Raw genomic sequence first — 25,042 nt, forward strand, 5'->3', positions numbered from 1 at the left:
AAGTATATATTAGCATATCTAGGGATTGTTATACGGTCATCTTTTATGTTAAAAAGAAAGAACCAACGGACTTTACTCCATTAGTTCTTTTTTAACCCCTTATCTGCGGCAGGAAAATCGTTTTTCAATTTCTCTTGCAACGTTTGTTGTCAGTTCCGCTGTCATGTCAGGAACTGTCTTATCGAGTATAGGGGTGATGATTTTTTCTATAGGGCTATAAGTATTGATCGCAAGTCTTCCCTTGACTGTGGTTTGAAATTCAGATGATTTTTCCGCTTCAAAGGAACCTCCGCCTGTGAATTTTTCATTCAGCCCTGTAATACTGAACGTCACTCTTGAAGGCTTGATCCACTCTGTAATATTCACCCTGGCTTGAATCTTTTTTCTCATCAGTCCAATATCGATCTTGAACTTCCATTCCGAGACTTTATCACTTATGATTTTATGTTCGATATAGCCTGGTACTAGTGGTGCCCAATATCCCAGGTTGCTGATATATTGCCACACATCCCCAATTGATGCATCTACCACCATTTCATGAAGTCCATTCCCCATCCGGAGTGCCTCCTTGTATGTGAACATTTTTTTAAATCTTTTTTTGGCAGTGATCATTTTATGAAAGAGGGACATCAAATATGTAGGAAAGCTAAAGCTGATTCAGAATATCAAGAAGCTCGGATAATTTCTTTATTTCATAATCAGGCGTGATATCTCCCTGATCCCGGTCATGACGATTAATCCAAACATTTCTTATACCCGTTCTGTTTGCACCCAGGATATCTGTCGTTAAGTTATCCCCGACCATGATGACTTCTTCTTTTTTTAATGAAAGTCTATCAAGCGCATGAAGGAACATAGCGGTATCCGGTTTTCCTTTTCCGATTGCACCAGAAATGATGATCTCCTCAAAATATGGAACCAGCTCCTCTGTCATCTGCAGTTTGATGTGCTGTAATTGAGGTGAGCCATTCGTTAACAGCACCAAAACATAATTGTCTCTTAATAGATTCAATACGTGAAAAGTATCGGGATAAACAAAGGGATGATTCTTCCGTTCAATCCTGAAACGTTCAGCCAATTCCTTTCCCAACGCTTTGTTGTTTACCCCGAGGCTTTTTAAACCGCTGGTCCAGGCGTCCTCCCGATACGCAGGAACGATTTCCTTCATCTTCGAAAACTGTTCATGGTGGTCATCTTGAAAATCACCCCAAAGTCCTTCAAAGGGATTGATTCCGATCATTCGAGTGAATTCAAACGTCTCGTATGAAGAATACAATTCCCTTGCCGACGTTCTTACCTCCTCCTCCAATTTGTCTCCATCGATATTTACCCTTGTGCAGGCATACTTGCAGGTTTCTTCAAATGCACTTTGTATACTTTTCGAATCCCATAACAGTGTGTCGTCCAAATCAAAGAATACAGCTTTAATCATTCTTAGCCCTCCGCTCTCCTTTAGCTTACCAATAGATTACTAGCTCCGTTCTTTTTAGTAAAGGGATCCTTTTAGAAATTAAGAATAAATGATCAGTTAATTTTCAGGAAAATAGGGAAAATAATAAATATCAAATTTAATCATACAGAGGTGAATGAGCTATGTGGATCGTGTACATCAGTATTGCACTTGTGGCTGCAGCCATTATCATGTTAACAATGAGCGTTGTGAAAACGATGAAAACGACACGTCCGATCATCAATTCAATCAATCAGAGCGTAAACAATATACAGTCGGGTATTGATCATGTCACTGAAGAGACTGACCAGCTGCAAACCATACAAGGAGAAATCCAGGAGGACATCCAACATAAAAAAAGCTCTATTATGTTTACAGTGGAAGAAGCAAAAAGAACACCGGAAGTTGCGAAGGAATTTGCCGGAAGTATGAAGCGGTAGTGAGTAGCATCCTGATCCTTGGTCAGGATGTTACTTATTCGTTATTAATTTACATAACATAATTATAATAATCTTTCATTTTAGTCCGGAATGTTTTTTTTGCTTTGTTTCACATTTCTACCCTTTCAATTGAGATTTTTCTCCAACAGCCTTACACTTACAATAGACAATTAAATTGGAAAGGATGATTCATGATGGCACAATCGATTGAAGGAAAAATTGCTTATATCACAGGTGCAGGGCGAGGAATCGGTAAAGCCACGGCACTGGAACTTGCGCGTCAAGGAGTCCACGTCGGCTTGATTGCCAGGACTGAGAGCGCATTGAAGCAGGTTGCCAAGGATGCGGAGTCTCTCGGTGTGAAGGCAAGTATCGCAGTTGCGGATATTTCGGATATGGAGCAGGTCAAGAAGGCAGTTTCTGTCTTGCAGGACGAACTTGGACCTGCAGATATACTGATTAATAATGCAGGGATCGGTACATACGGCAAGTTTCTCGAAATCTCCCCTGAAGATTGGAAAAGAACGTTTGAAGTAAATGTATTTGGAACGTATCATGTGACTCACGCTGTTCTTCCACAACTTATCGAGAAAAACCGGGGGGATATCATCAACATTTCATCCAGCAGCGGATTGAAGGGCACAGCAAACAGCACGGCTTACAGCGGATCGAAGTTTGCTGTTCAAGGTATGACGGAAGCATTAATGCAGGAAGTCCGCAAACATAACATACGTGTGATGACCCTTAATCCGAGTCTTGTCGCGACGGATTTGACCTTTGGCGATAAGCTGGATGAAGCCGATAAGGAGAAATATATGCAGCCCGAAGATTTGGCGGAGCACATAGTCTCACAGTTGAAATTGCACCCGAGGATTTTCATCAAGCAGTCGCTGCAGTGGGCGACGAACCCGTTTTAAGCGGCAGGAATGTAAAACGACTCGTCACTTGGACGAGTCGCTTGTATCCTTTTGGTACTTTTCACTTTAAGATCCGGTGAATATTTTCCGCCAGCAGATATGTGCCGCTTTGCTTAATGATTTCGGAAAAAAGTTCTTTCAATCTTCCAGCCGCCTCCACTAACGTCTCTTCGTTTATTTCAGCCGGATAGGTTTGAAGGAACCTGCTGATGAATTCCGGCGAAAGTGTTTCGTAAGCCTTGAACTGATGAAGTTTCTTGTTTTCATTGAGAGCTTCTATTTGGAGGGTCTGGTCCCTCATTGTTTCAAGCATTTTCATGGCGTAGATGAGATTATGACGCTTTAGTTCTGTCTGGAATTTTCTCATACAATAATAAAACTCAAAGGCAGGATCTTCACTGTATGCATAATTTTTTCGATTAAACTGTTCATGTGCGGTTTTCATCTTCTCAGAAACTTCACCTGTTTTATCCACAACCACCTTCCATAAAGGCGATTTTACGTTTAAATACCCTCTGGAGAGGATGGATACATTGAACTCGAGTCCATTTTCCATAAATGCAATGATGAGGTATATATGCTCACTTAGTTTTATTTCTTTTATGTAAACGGATTGAAGTTCAAGGAAGCATTGGTGAATATATGCCTTTGCTTCCTCTACTTCTCTCAATGCAGATGCTGCCACCATTAAGTCAATATCCGAATACTCATCCTTATATCCATTCACCCCTGAACCCAATTGAACGATTCCCTCAATAAATTCTGATTCAGATAATCGATTGATGATGCTTGTAAAATATTGTTCTCTTTCTTTGGAAGTATACATGTACTCACCCTATCCATTTATAATAAATATTTATTTCACTTCCCTAATCAGAACAACATGCGAATTATATTGGTTCACCACTCTTTTGATCTATATTTGAAACACAATCGCGTAAACCAATTATTTCAAAATATGGTGATCTACTCAATCTTTTATTTTGTGTTTATCTGTTTAAAGTGATTGCCCGCCTGGCCAGTAATATTGAGGGCTGGACGGGCCGGCTGAATGTAAGAAGGGTCTTTTTTCCGTTAATCACAATCACGTTCAATGGACAACCCTTCTACGTAACGTTTGCTCATAAGTTTATCTTTCTTCCGGTTTTCTTTCGTTTCAAAGATAATGTCAAAGTCGTAATCAGCTGGATATAATTCAGCCGCAGAGATATAGAGGGAAAGCCGTTTGTGCGGTAAAATCCTCCTTTCTTCCTGTACTTGTACGGAATATCGTCCCATGCCATCCGGTCCTTCAAAGACTATGCCGTGTTCACCGGTTGGGGAGATTTTGACGTTATCTCCTTTGGCGAATAATGTAACGACTGGTTTTAACCCTGCTTTTTTACTGTGTTCTCTTCTTTTGTATTTACTGGCGATGACTTGCTTTTCCATTTCTTTTTTTGCATGGAAGTCTTGTTCATCCGCGTAATATCTTTTTGTTTCCCGATATGTGATTTTATGTGCTTTTTCAATGATTGACGGGTGCATCCCCAACTTAAGTGCAATGGAAAATGCCTGACTTTCTCCGCCTTCCCCAACAATCAACTTGTAAGTGGGCTGCAGGGTCTCAATATTGAATTCCATGCTTCCATTCATGAAACCTTCATGTTCTTCTGCAAAATGCTTGATTTCACTGTAGTGAGTCGTCGCAAGCATGGTCGCCCCTTTTTCGTAAAGCTGATCGAGGATGGCAGTTGCAAGTCCCATGCCTTCAAGCGGATCTGTTCCGGAGCCGAGCTCATCAAGAAGTACCAGGGTCCGGTCGTTTGTCTCCTTCAGAATCTCAATAATGTTTTTGACGTGAGAGCTGAACGTGCTCAGGCTTTGTTCAAGGCTTTGACCGTCGCCAATATCCAGCAAAATCTGTTCGAATATGCTGATTTCACTGCCTCGGTCTGCTGGTATGTGCAGCCCGCATTGCGTCATGAGGACCAGGAGACCGACCGTCTTGATGGTGACGGTTTTCCCGCCGGTATTCGGCCCTGTTATGACCAATGCATGAAACGTATCCCCCATCTCGATAGATAACGGGATGGCACCTTTTCCTAATAACGGATGTACGGCATTTTTCAAATTGATTCGATGGCTTTCATTTACGACTGCGCTCACTCCATCAATCGCACGGCTGTATTTTGCTTTTGCAAAAAGGACATCGTAGTGAACCATTGTTTCAATCGCCAGCTTGAACTGCGGTTCGTAAGTTTGAATAAGCCCAGTCAATGCCCATAAGATGTTCTCTATTTCCTGATCTTCCTGCAGTTTATACATCAGCAGCTGATCCTGCTGTATGCTGAGTTCATCCGGTTCGATGTAGAGTGTAGAACCTGATGCGGATGAATCAAGCATGGCCCCTTTTACTTTCCCTTTGTATTCTTTTTTGATTGGCAGCACATATCGTCCGTTCCGCTGGCTAACGATTGCTTCTTGAAGATAGGATTTGTATTTTGCTGATTTCACAATCGATTGAATTTTGTCCTTCAATCTGTCCTCCTGAATGCTTACCTGCTTTCGGATTCGAAGCAGCTCTTTGCTTGCATAATCATCGACCCGGCCATTCCGGATGCAGCGGTTGATTTCGTCTGCCACTTCCGGAATTTCATCAATCGAGTACACGTATGCTGATACCCTTGGTGCAAGCCATTGCTTATCCTCCATATATTTCTTCAGCTTGTTACAGGCGTCCAGGAATGAGTGAATGTTGCTCAACTGGTCCGGTCTCAACGGGACTCCCTTATTTAGATTGGCGATGACCTTCTCAACGCCATCCAACCCGTGAATCGGTACGCTGCTGCTTTTTTCAAGTATCCTGACTGCCTCCGTCACTTCATCAAGGCGCATTTCGATCTGGCGCTTGATGGTGGATGGCATCATATTCAGTAATTCAGCCTTCCCTTCTTCTGTGAGAGCGAAGTTCGTCAATTCTTCCTTTACGCGCTGAAATTCAAGTGTTTGAAATGTCTTTTCGTTCAATGGTTTCTCCTCCAATAAAATAAAAATAGACCACAACAGAACAATGTCCATTGTGGTCTTCTTGACTTGTATACAAGGGTCCCTTTGAAAGATGCAAGCCGTTTCGTACACAAAAAGAGCTGTGCACAAAAGACACAGCTCTCCTAAAGTAAAGGGTGTATAGGCTATGACCATTGTTCTTAACTACATTCTGCAGGCACAGTTAAATAAGCATTTCATTCGCCCAATTCAAATAGATAGACGAATGCCGGCAAAATGTCCGTATTCATTTCACGGTTAGTTAAGAACGACACCTAACATATAACATACTCCCTTTGATACATAGTTTAATTTCACCCTTATTGTATGCTGAAGGCCAGAAAATGTCAAACACAGAATTCGTTGACCATTCACTTGATAGGTACCTGTCTGTTCCGGGACGGTCATTAAGCGGATTAAAGGAGATTCTCTCCTCTAGTGATGTATTCTTTCATAATGAATGACGGAACCAGGTTACCTCCCGTTGCCCACACAAGGTGAATTGCTTGGTTGAGCCTGCCGCTTGATTCTGGCATAGATTCAAGATGGTTTTGGACTTGCGGCAGTGCAGGGCCGTACATACCCGCTAAAGCAGACGGCTCCAGAGTTATATTTTCTGAGTCATGTAAGAGAGCCAGCATTTTAAACAGATTTTCATCGCTGACCGTGTACACTCCGTTCAGGAATTCACCCACCATTTTCCCTGCAAGGGCTGATGGGCGGCCAACCGCTAATCCGTCCGTTTCTGTTTGATTGCTTAACCCAATGTCCCCTACAGAAATATTTTCGTGTCTTCCTGTGGAAAGTCCGAGCAGCATACATGGGGAATTAACAGGTTCCGCAAGATAACAATGAACATGCTCTCCGAATACATGTTTCAATCCGTATGTCACGCCACCTGGACCGCCGCCGACACCGCACGGCAAATAAACGATGAGTGGATGTTCTTGATCGACTTTGATGCCCTCTTTTTCGAACTGTTTTTGCAGTCTTAGTGCTGAAACTGCATATCCCATGAATAAATCTTTTGAATTTTCGTCATCGATGAAGAAGCAATTCGGATTCGATGTGCATTGCTTCCTCCCTTCCTCCACAGCATAGGAAAAGTCTTTTTCATGTTCCACGACCAGTACGCCTTTTTTCCTGAGGAGGTCCTTCTTCCATTGCTTGGCTTCTCTAGACATATGGACGGTTACCTTAAAACCGAGGGCAGCTCCCATTGTTCCGATACTTAAGGCAAGGTTTCCGGTTGAGCCTACTGCGATGGAGAATTGTGAGAAGAAATCGATGAATTTTTTGTCTGCCATTACTGAGTAGTCATCTGTCTTCCGGATCATATTGTGTTTCATTGCCAGTGATTCTGCTATTTTCAGCACTTCATAAATGCCTCCGCGGGCTTTGATCGAGCCTGCGATCGGCAGCTCGTTGTCACATTTCAACATCAACTTTCCCGGTATGGTCGTTCCATAATAATCTTGAAGAGATATTTGCATATTTGGCAGGTTCTGGACAGATGATTCAATGATTCCATTCGTTTTCCGGGTCTCCGGAAATACCTCTTTCAAATAGGAGGCAAATCGTGATAGTAGCTGTTCGGCTTCTATCATCTCCTGTGATTCCAATGGACTGAACGGTTTCAGCTTGTCGTTCGCCCAATAGGTTTCCCTCCCGCTTTTTAAATCTGAAAGCAAAACCGGATCTAAATGATATGTATTCTCCATCACAATGACTCCTCCATGACTAAATGATATAGTACGTATAAGGTAACAGATTTCGATTAAGGAATGGGTCTCATTTTAGAGCTATACTCTGCGATGCGGATGATTTTACTTTGTGGAGAAATGGGTCTGCTCCTATAATTCCTTGTTCATAAATATACTATTGGGGTCTTCCCCGTAGTTACCAAACGGTTCACAATATGTGAATCCAAAGCTTTCATATAGCTTTCTCGCAGGCAAAAATGCGTCCATTGATCCTGTTTCGAGGCTCAGACGCAGGTAGCCCCGCTCTCTTGCAACTTCTATGATGTGGTGAAGGATTTTCTTCGATATGCCTTTTCTGAGATGGTCTGCAGATGTTTTCATGGACTTGATTTCCCCCTGCTCCCTGTCGAGTTCCTTCAATGCGCCACAGCCGACCAGTTCGCCGTCTTCCCACGCCCCCCAGAACGTAATATCCGGCTGCCTCAGCCCATCAAGATTCAGTGCATGCCTGCTTTCCGGCGGTGAATGGATGGACATGTTTCTGAGATGATCCATTATCAGTTCAGACGCTTCTTTCCCTATAATAAAATCCTGTTTGATTTCCATTGCCATTACTCCTTTATACAGGTTGTCATCTATGGTTTATGAAAAGATTTTACCATATCGATTACCAGACAGAAAATAGAATGTAAGAAACCCTTCCAACGATGCGTTCGCTTCACGTCACGTCGTTGGAAGGGTAACAATATTATACTCATTCTACTTTATTCCCTTCTGCGGGGATAGGCTTTTCTTTAAGGAGTCTTGCGAAATGAATGAGGTTATAAGCCATGATTCTTGCATGCTGCTGTGTGAATTCATTTTCTTTCCCTTTTGCTTCAATATAGGAAGCACCAGGGCCTGCTTCCCCTACCCAATAAGTATCCGAGTTCGGAGGGATTGTAAATCCGATATGGGCGAGTCCGTAAAGAATGGATGCAGAAGCATGCTTAGCACCGTCTTCGTTACCTGTAACGATTGCTCCGCCAACTTTGTTGTAATAAAGATATTGACCTTTATTGTTTGTCAGGCTGCTTCCACCATACAGTCTCTCAATCGCAAGCGTAGCAATGCTGCTTTTTTCACCGAGCCAGAGTGGTGTCCCGACGATCACGATATCTGCCAGTTTTACTTTTTCAAAAATTTCCGGCCATTGATCGCCATCTCCGGCGTCCGGTGTTATACCGTAGGAAATCGAGTAATCTGCCAGCCTGATAACTTCGGATTCTATCCCTTCCTTTTTAAATATTTCAACTGCCTCATCCATTAAGGCTGCCGTATTCGACTGCTCTTCTCCGCTTTTTAACGAACAGTTTAATAATAATGCGTTAATCATCAGCTCATCCTTCCTAAATGCATTCTCCTAAACTGATACCCTTTTAAAGTATCAGTAAACGGTGAGGTTAGTTGAAACCATTCTCATCTGAGGAAACACGGGAATGGTTTGCTGAATTAACGGAGTGAATCCCATTAAAGTCCTTCCGCCGATACGTTCACGCCTTAAACCTCACTGGGATGGGCTTTAAATTTGGACACAGAGATAATAATTTGAGATAGTAAAATAAAGATTAAAGTACTATTTTAAAGGGGATCCCCATATGTTAACTGTTCTTTTCGCCTTATGTGTAATCGTCCTTTCAGTTTATTTACTGATAAAGTTCAATCCTGCTTTTGGCCAAAAGCCAGTCAGGGAAAGGGTGCAGAGTTCTCGAAACTATTCAAACGGATCATTCAAGAACCAAATTCCCACCTCCACGAGCACGGATTTGACGACTTCCATTACGATGATCAGGGATATGCTGAAGAGAAATTCAGATCGAAAGCCTGAACGTTCACTACCGGTAACCAGATTTCCTTCTCTCCATCATCACCACCAGCAAACGAATATCACCTGGTTCGGTCATTCTGCCTGCATGATCGAAATCGACGGAAAACATCTCTTCTTCGACCCGATGTTGGGAGATGCCCCTTCACCTTTCCCGCTGATCGGCGGTAAAAGGTTCAGTAAAGAACTGCCTGTATCAATGGAAGAGCTTCCGAGAATAGATGCGGTTGTTCTTTCCCATGACCATTATGACCATCTTGATTACAAAACGATTCTAAAACTTCGCAAAAGAGTAAATCAGTTCTTTGTTCCGATTGGAGTAGGGAGTCACCTGGAACGATGGGGCATACTTCCTGACAAGATCGTAGAACTTGACTGGTGGGAAGAGATAGACTGCCAGGGTCTTACTCTTGCTTCTGCACCTGCGAGGCATTTTTCAGGAAGAAACATACATGACCGGAACAGTACTCTGTGGTGCTCCTGGGTCATCAAAGGACAGGATTCGAAAATCTTTTTCAGCGGGGACAGCGGTTACGGCCCACAAATTCAAGGACATTGGCGAACGATACGGACCGTTCGACCTTACCTTGATGGAATGCGGGCAGTATGATCCGCGATGGGCTCCCATTCACATGCTTCCTGAAGAAACTGTTCAAGCTCATATTGATGTTAAAGGTGATTTATTACTTCCCATTCACTGGGGAGCCTTTACGCTGTCCTTTCATGAATGGACAGATCCGATTAAGCGTGTGACGAAAGCTGGAGAAGATAATGGTATCAAGGTTCTCACTCCCACAATCGGCGAGACGTTTTTATTGCATGAAGGTCCCTATCCTTCTTCTAGATGGTGGGAAGGATTGTAGCAGCCAACGGGTGAATAAATCGAAAAAGACCCTTATCGATTTAATTAAGGGTCTTTTTGACGATACGTCGTTGTGGTTATTTAACGGGACAAGGAACCTGTCCCTTTGTTCCGCTTGGTGAGCGTGAAGAAGGCGGCAGCACCAAGCAGCGCTGTGGAGAATAGGACAGCACCCATCGGAACGGCGGTGGTTTCGTCGATGCCGACAAGTGGTGCTACGAGTGAACCTACAACGAGGGGAAGCATGCCCAGCATGGCGCTGGCGCTGCCGGCACGGTGCCCCTGCTTTTCCATTGCGAGTGTAAATGTGCTGGTCAGGATCATCCCCATCGATGTCATGTAAATGAAGATCGGGATGACGAGTGTCGCGAGCGGACCTTGGATGATGGTTGCAATGAGCAGGACTGAGGTGGCACTCACTGCTGTTATAACGGCGATCCGAAGCAGATTTCTTTCCGGTATGATGTCGCTGAAACGGCCGATCATGAAGCTGCCCGATATGATCGCCAGCCCGTTGATGCCGAATAAGAAACTGAACGCCTGCGGCGATACATCGTAAATCCCCTGGTACACAAACGGAGTGCCTGCTACATAAGCAAAGCTCCCTCCATGAATAAGTCCGATAGTCAGGACATAGCCGACAAACGAACGATCCGTCATCAGACTTCCCATCGTTCTGAGCGAGGCGCCGATTGAACTTGGAATCCTCTTTTCAGGGGGAAGTGTTTCCTTCAACTTCACAGCAATCGTAAGCACTATCACAAAACCTACTAATCCAAGAAAATAGAAAATCGTATGCCACGAAGCGAAAGGCATCAGAAGGATAACCCCGCCAGTAATCGGAGCAACCATTGGCGCAGTTGCATTGATCACCATTAACAAGGCGAAGAATTTCGTCAGCTCCCTCCCGCTGAATACGTCACGTACTACTGCACGTGAAAGGACGATCCCCGCTGAAGCAGTGAACCCCTGGATAAAACGCGCTGCAATCAGCACGGAGATATTCGGTGCAAGCGCACATAGAATGGAAGATACGCCAAATAGAAAAATAGAGATTAACAGTGGCTTCCTTCTCCCTTGAGCATCACTGATCGGTCCGATTACCACCTGGCCGGCAGCAAGCCCGATCAAGCATGCCGTCAAACTAAGCTGCACCATTGAGGCACTGGCATTCAAATCGGACGCTATACCCGGGAAACTCGGCAGATACATATCAATGTTAAGGGGACCGAGGATTCCGAGCATTCCCAGAAGAAACGCGAATCCGACCCGTTCTTTACCGGTTGGTTGATGGTTCATTTGAGTAAACACCTTTCTGAAGATGAAGTTGCGTCGTAATAAATCTTTGTTGATTCTAGCAGAGGAAAGAGGTGTTTACAATTGTTTTGTCTTGGATTTATTAGTTGATGGCCCGTCCAGTTTTATAAAATGGACAAAATGCAGGGACAAAGCGCCCCTGCATTGTCAAATTTCTATGTTTTCTATAAAAGGAGTTGGTTTTCCTACACTGAATAAGTGGAGTTCATGCATCGCCCTTGTACAAGCGGTGTAAAAAAGGCGGCGCAGGCTTTCATCCCCATACTTATGCGAAGATGCATCATAGATGATGACGGCATCGAACTCGATCCCTTTTGCCAAATAGGACGGGATGACAACCACACCCTGTTCGTATTCCAAAGAGCCGATTTTCATGAGCTTGAGATTTCCCATATCACTTAATTCTGCAAATGCAGATTCGCTTTCAGCAGCTGTTTTGCATATGATTGCAATGGAACCATAAGAACGTTTCCGCAGTTCATCAATTTTAGATATTATCCTGTGATGTAGTTCACGATGGTCCTCTACCTCCGTCAGCTCCGGCTTTTGTCCTTCCCTTTCAAAAGCTGTTATCTTGTGCCCATCCGGTACAAGGTTTTTCGTGAATTCAATGATCGGCCTGGTTGACCTGTAGCTTTGTGTCAGCATGATCGCATCGGTGTCGGAAGGGCCGTACAAGTCTGTCAATATGCTGAAGTTCCCTTGTTCACTGGCATGGGCAAAGATGGCCTGGTTGAAATCTCCGAGCACCGTCATTTTCGCTGCCGGAAACAACCTCTTCAGGAATTCAAATTGAAAAGGGGAATAATCCTGTGCTTCGTCTATTAACACATGCCTGATCGACGTATTCGTCTGAAAGCCGAGAATCAGTTCCTTTAATAGCAGGAATGGAGTCGCATCTTCATAATTCAACTTCCCTTCAGAAAGCATTCGAACAGTCAAACGGCAAATCTGCTCCCATTCTTCAGGTGGTGCGCCTGCCATCAAGGAGTGGATAGCAGTTGGTTCGTCAAAAATTTGAAGGTAGATCCCTTTTATATCTACATGAAGCAGTCTATCTATCTTTTTTCGAAGCCTTTTAAACCTCTTGCGGACAATCAAGCGTGAAAACGCAGCGTACTCTGCTTCATAATTATCAAACAAACCTTCATTAGTTGATTTATTCTTTTGTAAGTGTTTATACACTTTTTCATATTCTTCTTTGCTCAACAGCTCGATTTTTTCCTCAACCCACGGTTTGGTCCTTTCCCGCTTCTCTGCTTCATCAATATGTTTATTCAGCCATTCGTTCAGCATCTCTATTCTATTGTGAAATTTGAGACCTGTATCATGAGTATAAAATTGTTCTGTAATTTGTTCCGCAGTGACAATCGATTCACCTCTGAATTTGATCCCCTTGAACTTCATTCCGAATGATTCAAGTGACTTCCGGTACGCTTTGATCGCTTCAAAGAATCTGGTCGATGCCTTGAACCGGATGCTCTCGGCCTTCGCCCTATATAAAGGGGAATCCATTTCTTTCAACATATATTCCAGCTGGTCATATGGGCCCTCGAGTTGGAATTCTGTGCTTAATCGATGATTCAAATACTCCTGGAAAGTCACTTGTTCCATGTTTTCCTCACCGAGTTCAGGCAGTACATTGGACACATAGCTGTTGAACATGGCATTGGGTGAGAATAGTATGACCTGATCTGCATTCAGAGTGCCTCGATACTTATAAAGCAGATACGCTATGCGCTGCAGTGCGGCAGATGTCTTTCCACTCCCCGCTGCACCCTGGACGATGAGCAGCCGCCCCTTATCGTGTCTGATAATATGATTTTGCTTGCGTTGAATGGTTGCAACGATGCTGTGCATATAATTGTCAGTTCTCTTCCCCAGTACTTGCTGCAGAATTTCGTCCCCGATCGTCAGGCTGGTATCAAACATGGCATCAATACTTCCATCCTTGATGATATATTGCCATTTTTTCTCCAAATTCCCTTTAACTGTGCCCCCCGGAGTTTCATATTCAGCGGGGCCCGGGGAATAATCATAGTACACACTTGAAATAGGTGCCCGCCAGTCATAAATTAGAAAGTCTTCACCAGATTCGTCCGTTATTGTGGCAATGCCGATATACACCTGTTCCGCTGACGATTCACCGTCTTCCAGAAAATCAATGCGCCCAAAATATGGTTTTTCTTTCATGCGCCGGAGAGAGGAAAGTTTTTTCACAGCCTGACTGTGCGTGCTATGACTTACAGTCAATACCTGTGCTTGCTGCCTTAAACTGAGTACCGTCTCCAGAAAGTCATCGAAAGTGTCAGTATTCACTTTGACCTCATCCCAGAAATTTTTGCGGATTTCCCTCACTTCATCTTTCCTACGTCCGGTTTCTTTGGTCAGACTTCCAATTTGATCATTGATTGTTTCTAATACTTGATTCACACGTTCTTGTTCTTGCACAATTTCAGCTTTCATTCAAGCACTCCTTTTCAAAAAAATTGGGGGTTGACTCATTAAATGGTTTTGATATATAATTAATATTGAGGGAATATGTTTTATTTTCCCATTTTATGTGTTTCTGTTCTAATTTATCACACTTCCAACTCTATATCAATAGAATTTTTACGACTTCCAGAAGATTGAACTTCAATATTCCGGAAGTTTTTTATATCCGACCAGGACAAATGCTTCCAACATGCATTCTCCACCGCGCATCCTTTCTGTTCTATCGTCAATTAATGCATTGACAAACATAAGGTGAAATAAATAAAAACACAGACTTCCCCTCCTGGCGAAGAAGGGTTTTCCTGTGTTTTTATTACTTTTAAATGTTGATCTTGACTTCTATGTTACTTTTTATATTGGCCGATGGGCATGTCATCATATCTTCTCATAGCCCAATGCAAATCTGATTTCCTTCAAACCCAACACTGCTTTACCACACTACACTACATCTTCAGATCACGCTTTCTGTAATACCAAAAAGTAGTCACTGCCAAAACGAAGATCATCACGGAGGATAATGCTACAAAAAAGGGTTCGAGACCATCATCGAGCAAATTTTTTGCTTCAAAATATTTAAATGGAGTGAAGTATTTTAACGCTTCTATTTTTTCGCTCAAGTCGATGGCAAATGATAGTATGAATGTAACTAACAGAATACTGGTTGCCCAGACGGATGCTTTACCAGGACGCTTGGTGACTGCTGCAACTGCTGTGCCGATCACAAGGAATAATACCTGCAGGATGAACATACCCGCCATGAGTCTGCCGATACCGCCTGTGATGCTCTCTCCTTCGGCAAAATGTCCCACGATCACAAGGGAGACTCCAAAGGTGACAAAGGTCAGTATCAATGAATTCGTCAATGCGGCCATTATTTTCACTGCCACCACCTTCCTGCGGGTCACCGGCTTAACAAATAAGAATTCAACTGTCTTATCCCGTTCTTCTTTTGATAGAATCGATGCCCCGAGCACGGCCGCATGGATCGTCGCAATAAGGATGATGTACAGGAACAACAACCCGTAGTATCCAACGGCAGTAGACATATCCAGACCACCACCGCCCATAAACGATTGCATCGCTTTCGGCATACTTTTCATCAGGTCATTTATTGACTGTCCAGATGAAGTGAAAGCTCCGTATTCGCTCATGCCTGCACCGATCAGCGCAACCATCCCGATGCACCAAAAAATTAATGATTTACGATGTGCCTTCAATTCTCTCCAATAGATATTCACGGCTGCCCCCTCCTTTTATACCGTGTGAATGTCTTTTTTCTTATAGACAATGAAGCTCACAATGAATGCCAGAACAATAATGATGAATCCAACAACCAGGAATGGCCATTCATATGTCTCTTTCTTCATCACATACGCATAATCCACATATTTGAACGGCGAGAAATAGCGCCCTGATTCCTCGAGGCCCGCCACCATGCCTAGTACGAAGAATCCGAATACCACGCCAAGCGAGACGCTGATGACAGATTTTATTTTCGGAAAAAGAACCGCAAGCATTGTACCCAATGCAAACATGATTAAACTGATAATCAAAAGGCTCAGAGAGATTAATAGAAATGCAGTCAAACTGAATTCCCCGGACGCTACCGCCTTTGCAATAAGAACAGCCGCCCCCAGGTACACAATGTTAGTAAACAGAATACATGTTAATGCAGCAAGTAATTTGGAAGCGAGTACATTCGTACGTGTTACCGGTTTTGTCAAAAGGAAATCCGCCGTCTTCTCCCGGACTTCTTTCGAGGAAATGGAAATCCCGAGCGTCATCGCCTGGATGGCCCCGCATAGAGCAATGTACATAAACGTATAGGAATAGTAACCATTGACAGAGCCGATGGTTTCCACCTGTAACCCCAGTGCTTTCCTCACACCTTCCGGAAAACCTTCCAGTGCCTTTTTGAACTCATCAATTTCTTTTGCAATAGGGGGGAACATTGACATGAATAGCAGTGCGAGCCCTGTGAGGGCAAGTGTCCACATGAGTGTGTTTTTACGATAAGCTCTCAGTTCAAACAAGTACATATTCATGGAGGAATCACACCTCCTTTTCGTAATAATGCATAAATATTTCTTCAAGATCCGGTTCTTCAATCCACAGGTTGGCAATGTCGATCTCAGCGATTTTTTTCATGATTTCATTAATGTCGCCCCTGAATAGGAAGCTGATGTGGTGTTCGTGAACCTCCAGATTATTCACTCCTGTCAAGTCAAAATATCCGGCGCTGATATCGCTTTTCACTTCCAATTTGAATTTCTTGTGATTGTTTTCCTTGAGTATACTGATTTTCTCAACCTGGACGATCTCACCTTCCTTGATGATCGCAACCCGGTCACACATACGCTGCACCTCGCTCAGGATATGCGAGGAAAAGAGGACTGTCGCTCCTTTCCGGTTCTCTTCCTTCAATAGATCAAAAAAAGTCTGCTGCATGAGCGGGTCAAGTCCGGAAGTCGGCTCATCGAGGATGATCAGCTTTGGTTCATGAACGAGACCCTGGATGATGCCGACCTTTTTTTTGTTTCCAAGTGAAAGATCATCGATTTTCTTCGTCAGGTCTAAATCCAGTTTCTCCGCAAGTTCCCTGATTCTTCCACTGCAATCTTTTTTATAAAAGCTTGCAGAGTACTTCAGTAAATCCATGACCTTCATGTTGTCATAGTAGAACACCTCGGATGGAAGATACCCCACATCTTTTGCAATATCAGGAGCAAACTCGACACAGTCCTTCCCAAAGATTTTCGCGCTGCCTCCTGTCGGGTGGATCAAGGAAAGAAGTGTACGAATCGTCGTTGATTTCCCTGCTCCATTCGGTCCGATGAAGCCGAAAATTTCCCCTTCTTCCACGTTGAAGCTGATATTGTTAATGCCCCTTGATGAGCCATATGTTTTTGTCAGTCCGTCTATTTCGATTACATTCATCAACTGCCGCCTCCCTTTTTCAGGTCTATCTTGCCTATATAAATGATTATCATGAACTCTACTGGTGCAGAATTTCAGGTCTGAGCTTTTTTCGCATCAAGTCGAACGAGCTGCCGACGGACAGTCGGATAACCTAATTTTTGTTGCTTACCACAATAGAACCTTATTTATAAAATGATTTCTTTAGAAGATCCGTATAGGAATCAAGCTCTGCAAGGACATCCTCTTTATAGATATCAGCAACCGACATTGATTTTGCTTTTGCCTGCTGCTGGTTGGCAAATCCTTCAAATGTCCAATAAATCACCTGAATGGCCTTCGCCGCATCAATGCCTTCCCGGAATTTGCCTGCATCGATATTGCTGAATAATTTTGTGAAGCTGCTGTCTGTCAATGACTCCCTTATCGTCTCAACCTCTTCCTTCACTTCCGCTTCATCTTCATGAAAAACACTGTTCAGAAAATTGATTAAATCGGGGTATGTCTTAAACAATTCGAGCTTGATGACCGACACCTGCCGGATGATTTCAAAGATGTCCCGTTCTTCCCAATCCAGGCGGGCATATATCTTTTCTGCAAACATATCGGAAAGGTGTTCATACAGAGACAAATACAAATCTTTCTTACTTTTGAAGTAATGAAACAAAATACCCTTCGAAATTCCGGCTTCCTTCACGATTGCGTTCGTCGAAGCTCTCTTATACCCATTCTCCGAGAACACCTTCGTTGCCGCATTGATAATTCTGTCTTCTTTTTCTGAATCTATATTTAATGAATGGAACAAAATGAAAGGATCCCTCCTTCAACGGACAAGTTATTGACCACTATGGTCAATTCCATATTACACCTTTTGACCAGGTTGGTCAATGAAGAATTTGAAGGCACGCCCCAGAGTTAATCACCACATTAACGTGGTCCGGGACGCACCTTCAATTTATGGTGCAGTGCAGTATTGGTCAACGATCTTGAGCAAGCGCCCGCTTCTCTCAGATGAGACGTTTTCTGAGAGTCTTGCCCCAGCAATGATTGGCCCCCAATCGAGTACTTGTTCTTTTTGCAGTCCACTCTTTTGGCAGTAGAGCCGTAAATACAATTCAGCGAGTTTTGATGAAACCTGGGAATATAGAAGATAGGACCTGTAGACATCTGCAGGTATATTGCCGCTGCTTGAATCAACCCAGTCGATAATTGTCACATCATGTTTACTCATGATTAAGTTATTGAGGTGGAAATCTCCGTGGCAGAGTCTATTATTGTTTGACATGGATGCCAATTTCCCTAATAAAAGATATTTTTGTTTTTGCGACAATTCCCCCGAAGCATTAATCTGTCTGGTTAATTTTTCAGACATGGGCTCAAGTGAATCAGCGGAATTTGTATGGATCTTCAACTGAACGTCGACAGAAAGACTCATGAAATACTCTGCACTTGCCCTGTCTGCCTCAGCGAGCTCTCCCAATGTCCTGCCTTTAACATATTCCATGATGATCGCCTGTCTACCGTCTATTTTCGTGACACCTACTATTTCTGGAACCGGAAGACCGCATGAATGTGCAAGGATCTGTTTATTTGCTTCTACGGCAGCTTCTCCTTCAGGTAAGTGACTGTGGAAAACCTTGACCACCCTGTTTTCATGGAGATAGACTTTGGCGGTATTTCCTGCAGCGATTGGATCGGTTAAATTCATTGCTTCTCCCCTCTAATCTTAACTAAGGCTTATGAAATAGCTTTCGCTGTTTCATATAATCGACCGCCTTGGTCTTATTTTTCTGGTTGGCGACATGTGCTGTTTCGTTTTTTTCTCTATAGAAGGCAATAAACCGCTCCTCGTGAAGTACTCCCTCTGCAATAGCTTTTTGGACAGCACATTGAGGCTCAGTTGTATGAGTACAATTTGAGAATTTGCATTGAATGGACAGAGCCTTTATATCTTCGAATCCTGCCTCTGTATTTTCTACGGAATAGACCATGTCAAAATCATCTTTATTAAACTTCATATTATTATTCACCTTTCATTCTTAAGGAAGTTTATGCGAATTTTTCTGGATTTTTCACTTTTAAAGCCAGTATCAACCCGCATTGCAAACAAAAATCAGCCTCCACTTCTGAACTTTTAATTATCGCTCGTTTCTTAAATAGTGAACCATACCCTTTAAATTCTCCCGTTCTCATTTCATTTGAACCACAAGCAGGACAAGTATCTTTTATCATGACATTCCCTCACCTTTAGAATGAATTTGATCATGTACGATGTAATTATTTTCAGCTGAAAATAAAGGGTACTCCCTTTGACCTTCACTTCTGATTCAAAAAAACCCTTGATTTCAATGGATCTCAAATACTTTTTCCCTCTTCTTCATGACATACATATTCCATCTTAAGGAACTCAAAAGTATCACCATTCGTATTCTGATTAAAAGTTTCCACATCCTGAAATCCAATCTTTCTGTAAACCTTTATTGCCCTCTCATTGAATCTGGCGACGGATAAAGTGATTTTCACAGGGCTAAAACGGAATTTCACAAATCCCATCCCAGCCGTCAGAAACTTTGAGCCCCTGCGGTTGCCGGTCAAATCCGGCCTCATGCCAAGTCCGATATCATAGATTCCGGCACCCGTTTTGTTGATGCTGAAAAAGCCGGCCAGTCCTTCGCCTTCATAAACCGAGAACATTGTGTCACCTCGTGATTCGGGGTCTAAAAAGTCGACAAGATCTTCTTTATCCGATTCCATATCGTAAAAGGAATACTCTCCTTCATAGTGCCAATGGTAAGCAATGAATTCTGCTTGAGACTGTGTCATCGGCTTAAATGTATAGGTCACTGTTATCCCCTCACACTTTCTCTAGACATCGTTTAATGCTTTCCTGGATTGATCCATATTTTGACTCCGCACTTATTTTCACATAAAAACTTTTCAAAAAAGCCTTGCAGTTAAATACAAGGAACCAATACTCTTCTTCTGAAAGTTCTTCTTTTTTGGTTTTCAAATCTTCCGGTACGTTCTGTAATAGGCTTTCGATTTCTTCCACGTTCAACCCATTATTCAGCATTTCAATGATTGGGGTTACCATCCGTTCGTCCTCATGATGGATATAGACGGTGTCAGATACAAACATCTTATTCCAGAGCGGTTCGAGTATTTCAGGATACAGGTCATTACTGATTTTTGGATTTTTGACAAGTTCATCGAACGTGTCGGCTGCATGCGCAACACTGTGTGCCCATCCTTTGCCAGGGACATATCCCCTTAAATCCTTCTCTTGATTTAAATATATGATCAACTGATCCTTTACCTTTTCAATTTTCGTATGCGTCAGTAAGTTATCCTTATTATCTTTGTATAAAATAAGCGCCATCAAGAGAGTAGTAAAAGATCTTGTAAACACGGAATCCGTGCCATTTTCACCCAATCCCTTATGTAAGAGCTCATTTAAACATATATCCAACAATTCTATTAAAAGATCAGATTCTATTTGGTTATCCTCAATGATCATTCGGAAAAAAGTGGTGTAAATCAGTTTATCCCTAAGTTCAGCATCCGTTGATCCGATATGCGTTATCATAGATTCTACGGATAATAATTGGTCAACGTCATTCCATGTATTTTCACCTGAATTAATTTCAATCAAAATTTTCTTTAGTTCGTTTTCATTAAGTACCCTTTTATTTAATTGAAGTTTCATAGACATTCTCCTTTTTAGTTATGATTCTGAGAGGACGAAAAAAAGCTCAATACCAATTATTTCAAATATTGTTAATTTTCTCAATGATTAATTCAAAAAAAGAAGCTTACTATTTTATTTTCAGCTAAGCTTCTTTCGTACAGAGGCGATTGCTCCCCCTTATATTTTGCTATTGGCTAATACTTCCGGATTCTGACATGACCGGGCTTTTTACAAATTTCACAAATAGAAACCGGATGAACGGTCCCATGACGATCAGCTGCAGCGGGAGGGAAAAGATAAAATTCTTGAATGCAGTCGATGCGTAATGTTCCAAAATGGACCCTTCAGAAAGTCCGGTAAATATATAAGAAGTTACCAAACCGAATAAGGACATCAAGCAGACCATTCCTATCACCATACAGCAGGACATGGCCAGGATCGCATTCAGCCCATTCGATTTATCAAAACGCAGTAAAGAAGTAACTTTATGTGCTACCGGTCCTACTACGAAAAGCTCCAATAAGAATGCCACCGCAAACCCTAAAACGAATTGCATAAAGATTCCTTTAATTGATATGATTCCAATCAAGTCATTGATGACTAAGTTGTACAATGTCATGACGATTACCATCCCTGTACACATCATTAATCCAAAATAAACGCTCTCTTTCTTCGTTGTAGGCAAATTCCATCATCCCTTCTGTTAAACACTTAGTCATTATAGCTATTTAAGAACGGTCTTCATAAGTGAACGTTGTGTGAACAATTTTTTGCCGGGTGAAATCAATTAATCTATTCTAAACGCACGCAATATGGATTATTTTTTCCATAAAAAAGAAGAGGCTGGGACGAAACAAAAAAACAACTGCCTAAAGGCGAACATTAACAGTGATGACCACTGAATACCGCTAATGATTTCCGTGCAAGACTTCGCTTTCCGCGGGTAGTCCGTGAGTCCCCTAGGCACAAAGCCTGCGGGGTCTCACTTGTCTAGCTGCAGGTCTTTGAGCAAAGCCCTTCCGCTTTTCAATAAGCTACTTTTCCCGCAGGAGTCTTCATCTTGCACTCCAATCAACCGCTCGAACAAGCTATTTACAAAATGGATATTTAAACAAAGCTAATAAAACCCGAACTTACTTAAACTTAGAGTTCAAATTAGTTCGGGTTTTATTCAGACTAAAACACTTTTGTCCCAGCCTCTCCTCCAATCATTCAGATACCGGGAGTTGAATCAAGTTCCGGTCAATAAAGGGGGCAATCGCGATGATTTCCCTGAGCCCTTTTTTCGAAATCGCATCCAGGGCAAGTTCGTTCAAAAATTCTCTTTTAATGAAAGGTGCGATGGATACAAGGGATCCTATTCCATGAGATTCATAACTTAATGCTGCACATGAGCTCAAAACATCTTTCCCGATAAATGGCGCCATCGCTGTTAATCCTGCCAAGCCGTTTGCCTCAAAGTTTTTTCTGGCGCATTCATCAATGACATTCTGACTTATGAATGGCGCGATGGCAGTCAGACCTTCCAAACCGTTTGCTGCAGCTTCCTTTTCCGCACACTCATCAATTACCTTCCGACTGATGAACGGGGCAACCGCCGACAGGACACTTAAATCTTCATTCTCTATGGACTTGATCGCACCAGCATCCAAGATTTCCTGACTGATGTAGGGTGCGATTGGCGCGAGTTCCTTAAGTCCGGTAGATTCAAGTTTATTCTTTGCTAGATCGTCAATTAACTCCTGGTTGATGAATGGAGCAACCGATACAAGATCTTCAGGAGAAAAATCACCTTTGAGCGTCTGATAAACCATGTCTGCCTGATCTTGGGTCAAAATAGGGGCAGCTTCAATAAATTCCTCTTTCCCGATTTGATTTGATTCTATTAACGTGTCATTTTCGACTAGATCCCTCACAAGCCTCGTCCCTTTGCTTTCAGTCAGGATTTCATCAATGCTGACTCCAAAAATCACAGCAAGCTCAGGAAGCTTTGATATATCCGGCATCGTCTGCCCCCGTTCCCAGTTACTGATCGCCTGAAAGCTCACACCCATCAAATCAGCCAGCGCCATCTGGGTAATCTTCTTTTCCTTCCGTAACAGCGCGATTTGTTTTCCAACTTTTTTCATATCAAACAATGCAATCACCTCATTTCAAAGAATAAATCAAGTGTAACGTGCCACGGGACGTATTGGTATCAAGTGATAGTTGAGTTCCTCCATTTGTTTTCAAGTTTGAGTTGATGTAAATGTAACATGTGTACCTGCTGAGTTATTCTAATACTTTTTTATTATTCTATGAGCTTTCGAACATAATCTTTGACTTTTTCCAATAAACCTATGGATTTCAAGGAATAATCTATGAGTTCCAAACAATAATCTCTGGATTTCCCAATTAACCGCATCCATCAATAAAAAATTCAAAGCCAGTCCCTCCTCGCACCCAGGGACTGGCTTGTGTTTTGTTCACTATCTGATTATCTATGCTGGTCAATTAGTATCGGATTCCCATCAGGGTCTTCCAGCGTGATGCTGGCAGGACCTTCAGTTGTTTCGTCAGCTTCTGTCAAGAGGGTGAGCCCCTTTGCTTTGAGCTCTTTTTGGAGATCTCGAATATCTGTGAATGATTCCCGGTTTTCAGCTTCCTGGTTCCAGCCAGGATTGAATGTGAGAATGTTTTTTTCGAACATTCCTTGGAATAATCCGATGATATGTTGATCGTTTTTCAAAATCAGCCAGTTTTGGGAAATGTCTCCTCCAAGCGTTTCAAAGCCCAATTTCTCATAAAATTCTTTGGATTTGTTAATGTCTTTTACACTTAGACTTACTGAGAATGCTCCTAGGTTCATTTGAGGACCTCCTGGAAATTGAAATTATTACCACAATTCAAGTGTACACTATTGCACGGAATAAGACACATGGATTTTCAGGAGATTCATCAGACATTCTATCATTTACGAGCTTATTTAATAAAAAAATTACCTGTAATACTTAAACCGTCATTCTCCAACTGGACAACGACAGCCATCTTTCCTTTTCCCGGTATTCCGGCATGATTTTTCCGACGAGCCTCCAGAAGGATCGGTCATGATTCAGATGGACCATATGGCACATTTCATGGACCACCACGTAATCAATGACTTCCAGCGGGGCCATGGCCAGCTTCCAATTGAATGTCAGCTGCCTTCTTCCGTCGCAAGTGCCCCATGTCGTTTTACTGTCAGAAATGCGAATGGAGCGCGGTTTCGTTTTAAAGTGGTGCTGATGGAAAGTGATGCTCTTTTCAACTAAAACTTTACACTGCTGGTAATAGAAACGTTTTAGAGCTTGCTGGATACTTTTATTTTCAAGCTGTTTCACATGAATATGCAGAGTATCTTTTTCAAACTGGACGTAATCTTTATTAATTGATCTATTTTGATGAACTTGTATAGGATAGGCGTTTCCAATATATAGAAAAGGCTCCCCATGAGCATAAACCTTTTCCTGAGGCCCATTCAACCGGGTCTTCATTTCTTTTGATTTATTCTGAATAATCTCCCATTTATCTTCTAGCATCCTGTAAAGTGCTTCTTCCTGTGTTCCTTTAGGTGCGTGGATTTCTACTGTTCCATAGATGTCCAGATAGATTTCTGTGGTAGACCGGTTTTTGTAGTTGCATTTAAAATGAAGTGTTTCACCTAAGTAGGTATGGAACATGTCCTTCATGCCTTATCCTCTGTATTTCAAAGTCAGGCCTTTTAGGAAATTTCGTGCATAACGGTCCCCGCACACCTTGTAATTCTTATGTCCTTCTCTTCTCAGAAGACCGCTTAATTCCCCTTTTGTAATCTTGACACCAGCTAACTCCAGAGTGTCGATCATGTCCTCGCCTGTCAAGGATAGTGCAATTTTCACTTTCTTTAAGAGAAGATTATTCACATGTTCATAGGACAGTTCCGGTTTATCAGGCTGCCCTGGTTTCGGATCTTGTGTTCCTCTTTTGAACGTAATCAAGCCATTCAAAAAAGACTCGAACATCTCGTCATCACAGGGAATATGACCTTCATCCTCAACGATTTCATGATTTTCAACATCTTGTGACTTTGTCAGCACCTTCAGCACTTCTTCTTTCGTAAGATCGAGGCCTCCAAGATTGAAGATTTCAACCATTTCTATATTTTTTATATCCAATGCATATCGAAGACGAATCAAAATATCATTATTATCTATATTCATTTTTAACCTCCTAATATCCCAAGGCAATCGGCAATCCTATAAGGATTTATCCTGCCCCGATACTTCCCTTTAGCACTTTAGTTCACTGGGAAGAACAGTATTTAAATACAGTGTTGGCTTTAAGTTTTTAGCTTAACACGTTGAG

At 42.4% G+C, this 25,042-nt stretch carries 25 protein-coding genes and 1 pseudogene; 3 read left to right on the forward strand and 23 right to left on the reverse strand.

Going from position 1 to position 25,042, the window contains the following annotated elements; translation table 11 throughout:
* Positions 1-99 precede the first annotated feature (99 nt).
* Together V6B33_RS14945 and V6B33_RS14950 are read right to left on the reverse strand one after the other, a co-directional pair.
* A complete protein-coding gene (locus V6B33_RS14945; protein WP_334218554.1) occupies positions 100-555 on the reverse strand; it encodes a CoxG family protein in 456 nt (151 codons plus the stop codon).
* A gap of 91 nt (positions 556-646) precedes the next feature.
* A complete protein-coding gene (locus tag V6B33_RS14950) occupies positions 647-1,432 on the reverse strand; it encodes an HAD family hydrolase (protein ID WP_334218555.1) in 786 nt (261 codons plus the stop codon).
* 161 nt (positions 1,433-1,593) lie between these two features.
* On the opposite strand from V6B33_RS14950, the gene V6B33_RS14955 reads away from it, so the two are divergent.
* Both V6B33_RS14955 and V6B33_RS14960 read left to right on the forward strand, forming a co-directional pair.
* Positions 1,594-1,890 carry a DUF948 domain-containing protein gene (locus V6B33_RS14955; RefSeq protein WP_334218556.1) on the forward strand — a complete coding sequence of 99 codons (297 nt, stop codon included), beginning with the start codon at positions 1,594-1,596 and terminating at the stop codon, positions 1,888-1,890.
* 194 nt (positions 1,891-2,084) lie between these two features.
* Positions 2,085-2,807, forward strand: a complete 723-nt coding sequence (locus V6B33_RS14960; protein ID WP_334218645.1) for a 3-ketoacyl-ACP reductase — start codon at positions 2,085-2,087, stop codon at positions 2,805-2,807.
* 61 nt (positions 2,808-2,868) lie between these two features.
* On the opposite strand, the gene V6B33_RS14965 is transcribed toward V6B33_RS14960, so the two are convergent.
* From V6B33_RS14965 to V6B33_RS14985, 5 genes are all read right to left on the reverse strand, one after another.
* Entirely contained in the window at positions 2,869-3,633 is a 765-nt protein-coding gene (locus V6B33_RS14965) for an aminoglycoside 6-adenylyltransferase (RefSeq protein WP_334218557.1), read from the reverse strand.
* 248 nt (positions 3,634-3,881) lie between these two features.
* Entirely contained in the window at positions 3,882-5,816 is a 1,935-nt protein-coding gene (locus V6B33_RS14970) for an endonuclease MutS2 (RefSeq protein ID WP_334218558.1), read from the reverse strand.
* A 434-nt stretch (positions 5,817-6,250) separates the two neighbouring features.
* A complete protein-coding gene (locus V6B33_RS14975; RefSeq protein WP_334218559.1) occupies positions 6,251-7,555 on the reverse strand; it encodes a D-serine ammonia-lyase in 1,305 nt (434 codons plus the stop codon).
* A gap of 132 nt (positions 7,556-7,687) precedes the next feature.
* The gene (locus tag V6B33_RS14980; protein ID WP_334218560.1) at positions 7,688-8,143 is read right to left on the reverse strand and encodes a GNAT family N-acetyltransferase; all 456 of its coding nucleotides are present in this window, start codon (positions 8,141-8,143) and stop codon (positions 7,688-7,690) included.
* Positions 8,144-8,291: 148 nt separating this feature from the next.
* Positions 8,292-8,912 carry a flavodoxin family protein gene (locus V6B33_RS14985; protein ID WP_334218561.1) on the reverse strand — a complete coding sequence of 207 codons (621 nt, stop codon included), beginning with the start codon at positions 8,910-8,912 and terminating at the stop codon, positions 8,292-8,294.
* Between the two features lie 577 nt (positions 8,913-9,489).
* Here V6B33_RS14985 and V6B33_RS14990 point away from each other — a divergent pair.
* Positions 9,490-10,264: pseudogene (locus V6B33_RS14990) on the forward strand (MBL fold metallo-hydrolase).
* Positions 10,265-10,344: 80 nt separating this feature from the next.
* Here V6B33_RS14990 and V6B33_RS14995 read toward each other — a convergent pair.
* The 16 genes from V6B33_RS14995 to V6B33_RS15070 all read right to left on the reverse strand — a co-directional run bounded on the left by V6B33_RS14995 (position 10,345) and on the right by V6B33_RS15070 (position 24,897).
* Entirely contained in the window at positions 10,345-11,562 is a 1,218-nt protein-coding gene (locus tag V6B33_RS14995) for a Bcr/CflA family efflux MFS transporter (protein WP_334218562.1), read from the reverse strand.
* Positions 11,563-11,727: 165 nt separating this feature from the next.
* Positions 11,728-14,046: an RNA polymerase recycling motor HelD gene (gene helD, locus V6B33_RS15000; RefSeq protein WP_334218563.1), complete on the reverse strand. Its 2,319-nt coding sequence runs from the start codon at positions 14,044-14,046 to the stop codon at positions 11,728-11,730.
* Positions 14,047-14,519: 473 nt separating this feature from the next.
* A complete protein-coding gene (locus V6B33_RS15005; RefSeq protein ID WP_334218564.1) occupies positions 14,520-15,314 on the reverse strand; it encodes an ABC transporter permease subunit in 795 nt (264 codons plus the stop codon).
* A 15-nt stretch (positions 15,315-15,329) separates the two neighbouring features.
* Positions 15,330-16,121: an ABC transporter permease subunit gene (locus V6B33_RS15010; protein ID WP_334218565.1), complete on the reverse strand. Its 792-nt coding sequence runs from the start codon at positions 16,119-16,121 to the stop codon at positions 15,330-15,332.
* Between the two features lie 7 nt (positions 16,122-16,128).
* Positions 16,129-17,013, reverse strand: a complete 885-nt coding sequence (locus V6B33_RS15015; RefSeq protein WP_334218566.1) for an ABC transporter ATP-binding protein — start codon at positions 17,011-17,013, stop codon at positions 16,129-16,131.
* A gap of 163 nt (positions 17,014-17,176) precedes the next feature.
* On the reverse strand, positions 17,177-17,797 hold the full coding sequence (locus V6B33_RS15020; RefSeq protein ID WP_334218567.1) for a TetR/AcrR family transcriptional regulator: 621 nt from the start codon (positions 17,795-17,797) through the stop codon (positions 17,177-17,179).
* 150 nt (positions 17,798-17,947) lie between these two features.
* Complete coding sequence (locus V6B33_RS15025) at positions 17,948-18,700, reverse strand: phosphotransferase family protein (RefSeq protein ID WP_334218568.1); 753 nt, start codon at positions 18,698-18,700, stop codon at positions 17,948-17,950.
* Between the two features lie 22 nt (positions 18,701-18,722).
* Positions 18,723-19,010, reverse strand: a complete 288-nt coding sequence (locus tag V6B33_RS15030; RefSeq protein WP_334218569.1) for a hypothetical protein — start codon at positions 19,008-19,010, stop codon at positions 18,723-18,725.
* A 31-nt stretch (positions 19,011-19,041) separates the two neighbouring features.
* Positions 19,042-19,224, reverse strand: coding sequence for a hypothetical protein (locus tag V6B33_RS15035; RefSeq protein ID WP_334218570.1), 183 nt, complete (start codon positions 19,222-19,224; stop codon positions 19,042-19,044).
* Between the two features lie 123 nt (positions 19,225-19,347).
* Entirely contained in the window at positions 19,348-19,836 is a 489-nt protein-coding gene (locus V6B33_RS15040; RefSeq protein WP_334218571.1) for a GNAT family N-acetyltransferase, read from the reverse strand.
* Between the two features lie 10 nt (positions 19,837-19,846).
* A complete protein-coding gene (locus V6B33_RS15045; protein WP_334218572.1) occupies positions 19,847-20,698 on the reverse strand; it encodes a DUF2785 domain-containing protein in 852 nt (283 codons plus the stop codon).
* 169 nt (positions 20,699-20,867) lie between these two features.
* Positions 20,868-21,365: a hypothetical protein gene (locus tag V6B33_RS15050; RefSeq protein ID WP_334218573.1), complete on the reverse strand. Its 498-nt coding sequence runs from the start codon at positions 21,363-21,365 to the stop codon at positions 20,868-20,870.
* A gap of 523 nt (positions 21,366-21,888) precedes the next feature.
* Positions 21,889-22,809 (reverse strand): helix-turn-helix domain-containing protein, encoded by a 921-nt coding sequence (locus tag V6B33_RS15055; protein WP_334218646.1) that lies wholly within the window; start codon positions 22,807-22,809, stop codon positions 21,889-21,891.
* A gap of 347 nt (positions 22,810-23,156) precedes the next feature.
* Positions 23,157-23,528, reverse strand: a complete 372-nt coding sequence (locus V6B33_RS15060; RefSeq protein ID WP_334218574.1) for a VOC family protein — start codon at positions 23,526-23,528, stop codon at positions 23,157-23,159.
* Between the two features lie 142 nt (positions 23,529-23,670).
* Positions 23,671-24,378, reverse strand: a complete 708-nt coding sequence (locus V6B33_RS15065) for a M48 family metallopeptidase (RefSeq protein ID WP_334218647.1) — start codon at positions 24,376-24,378, stop codon at positions 23,671-23,673.
* Positions 24,379-24,390: 12 nt separating this feature from the next.
* Entirely contained in the window at positions 24,391-24,897 is a 507-nt protein-coding gene (locus V6B33_RS15070; RefSeq protein ID WP_334218575.1) for a DUF1456 family protein, read from the reverse strand.
* Between the last annotated feature and the right edge of the window lie 145 nt (positions 24,898-25,042).

The sequence above is a fragment of the Mangrovibacillus sp. Mu-81 genome (genome assembly GCF_036867415.1).
GTDB lineage: Bacteria > Bacillota > Bacilli > Bacillales > Bacillaceae_B > Rossellomorea.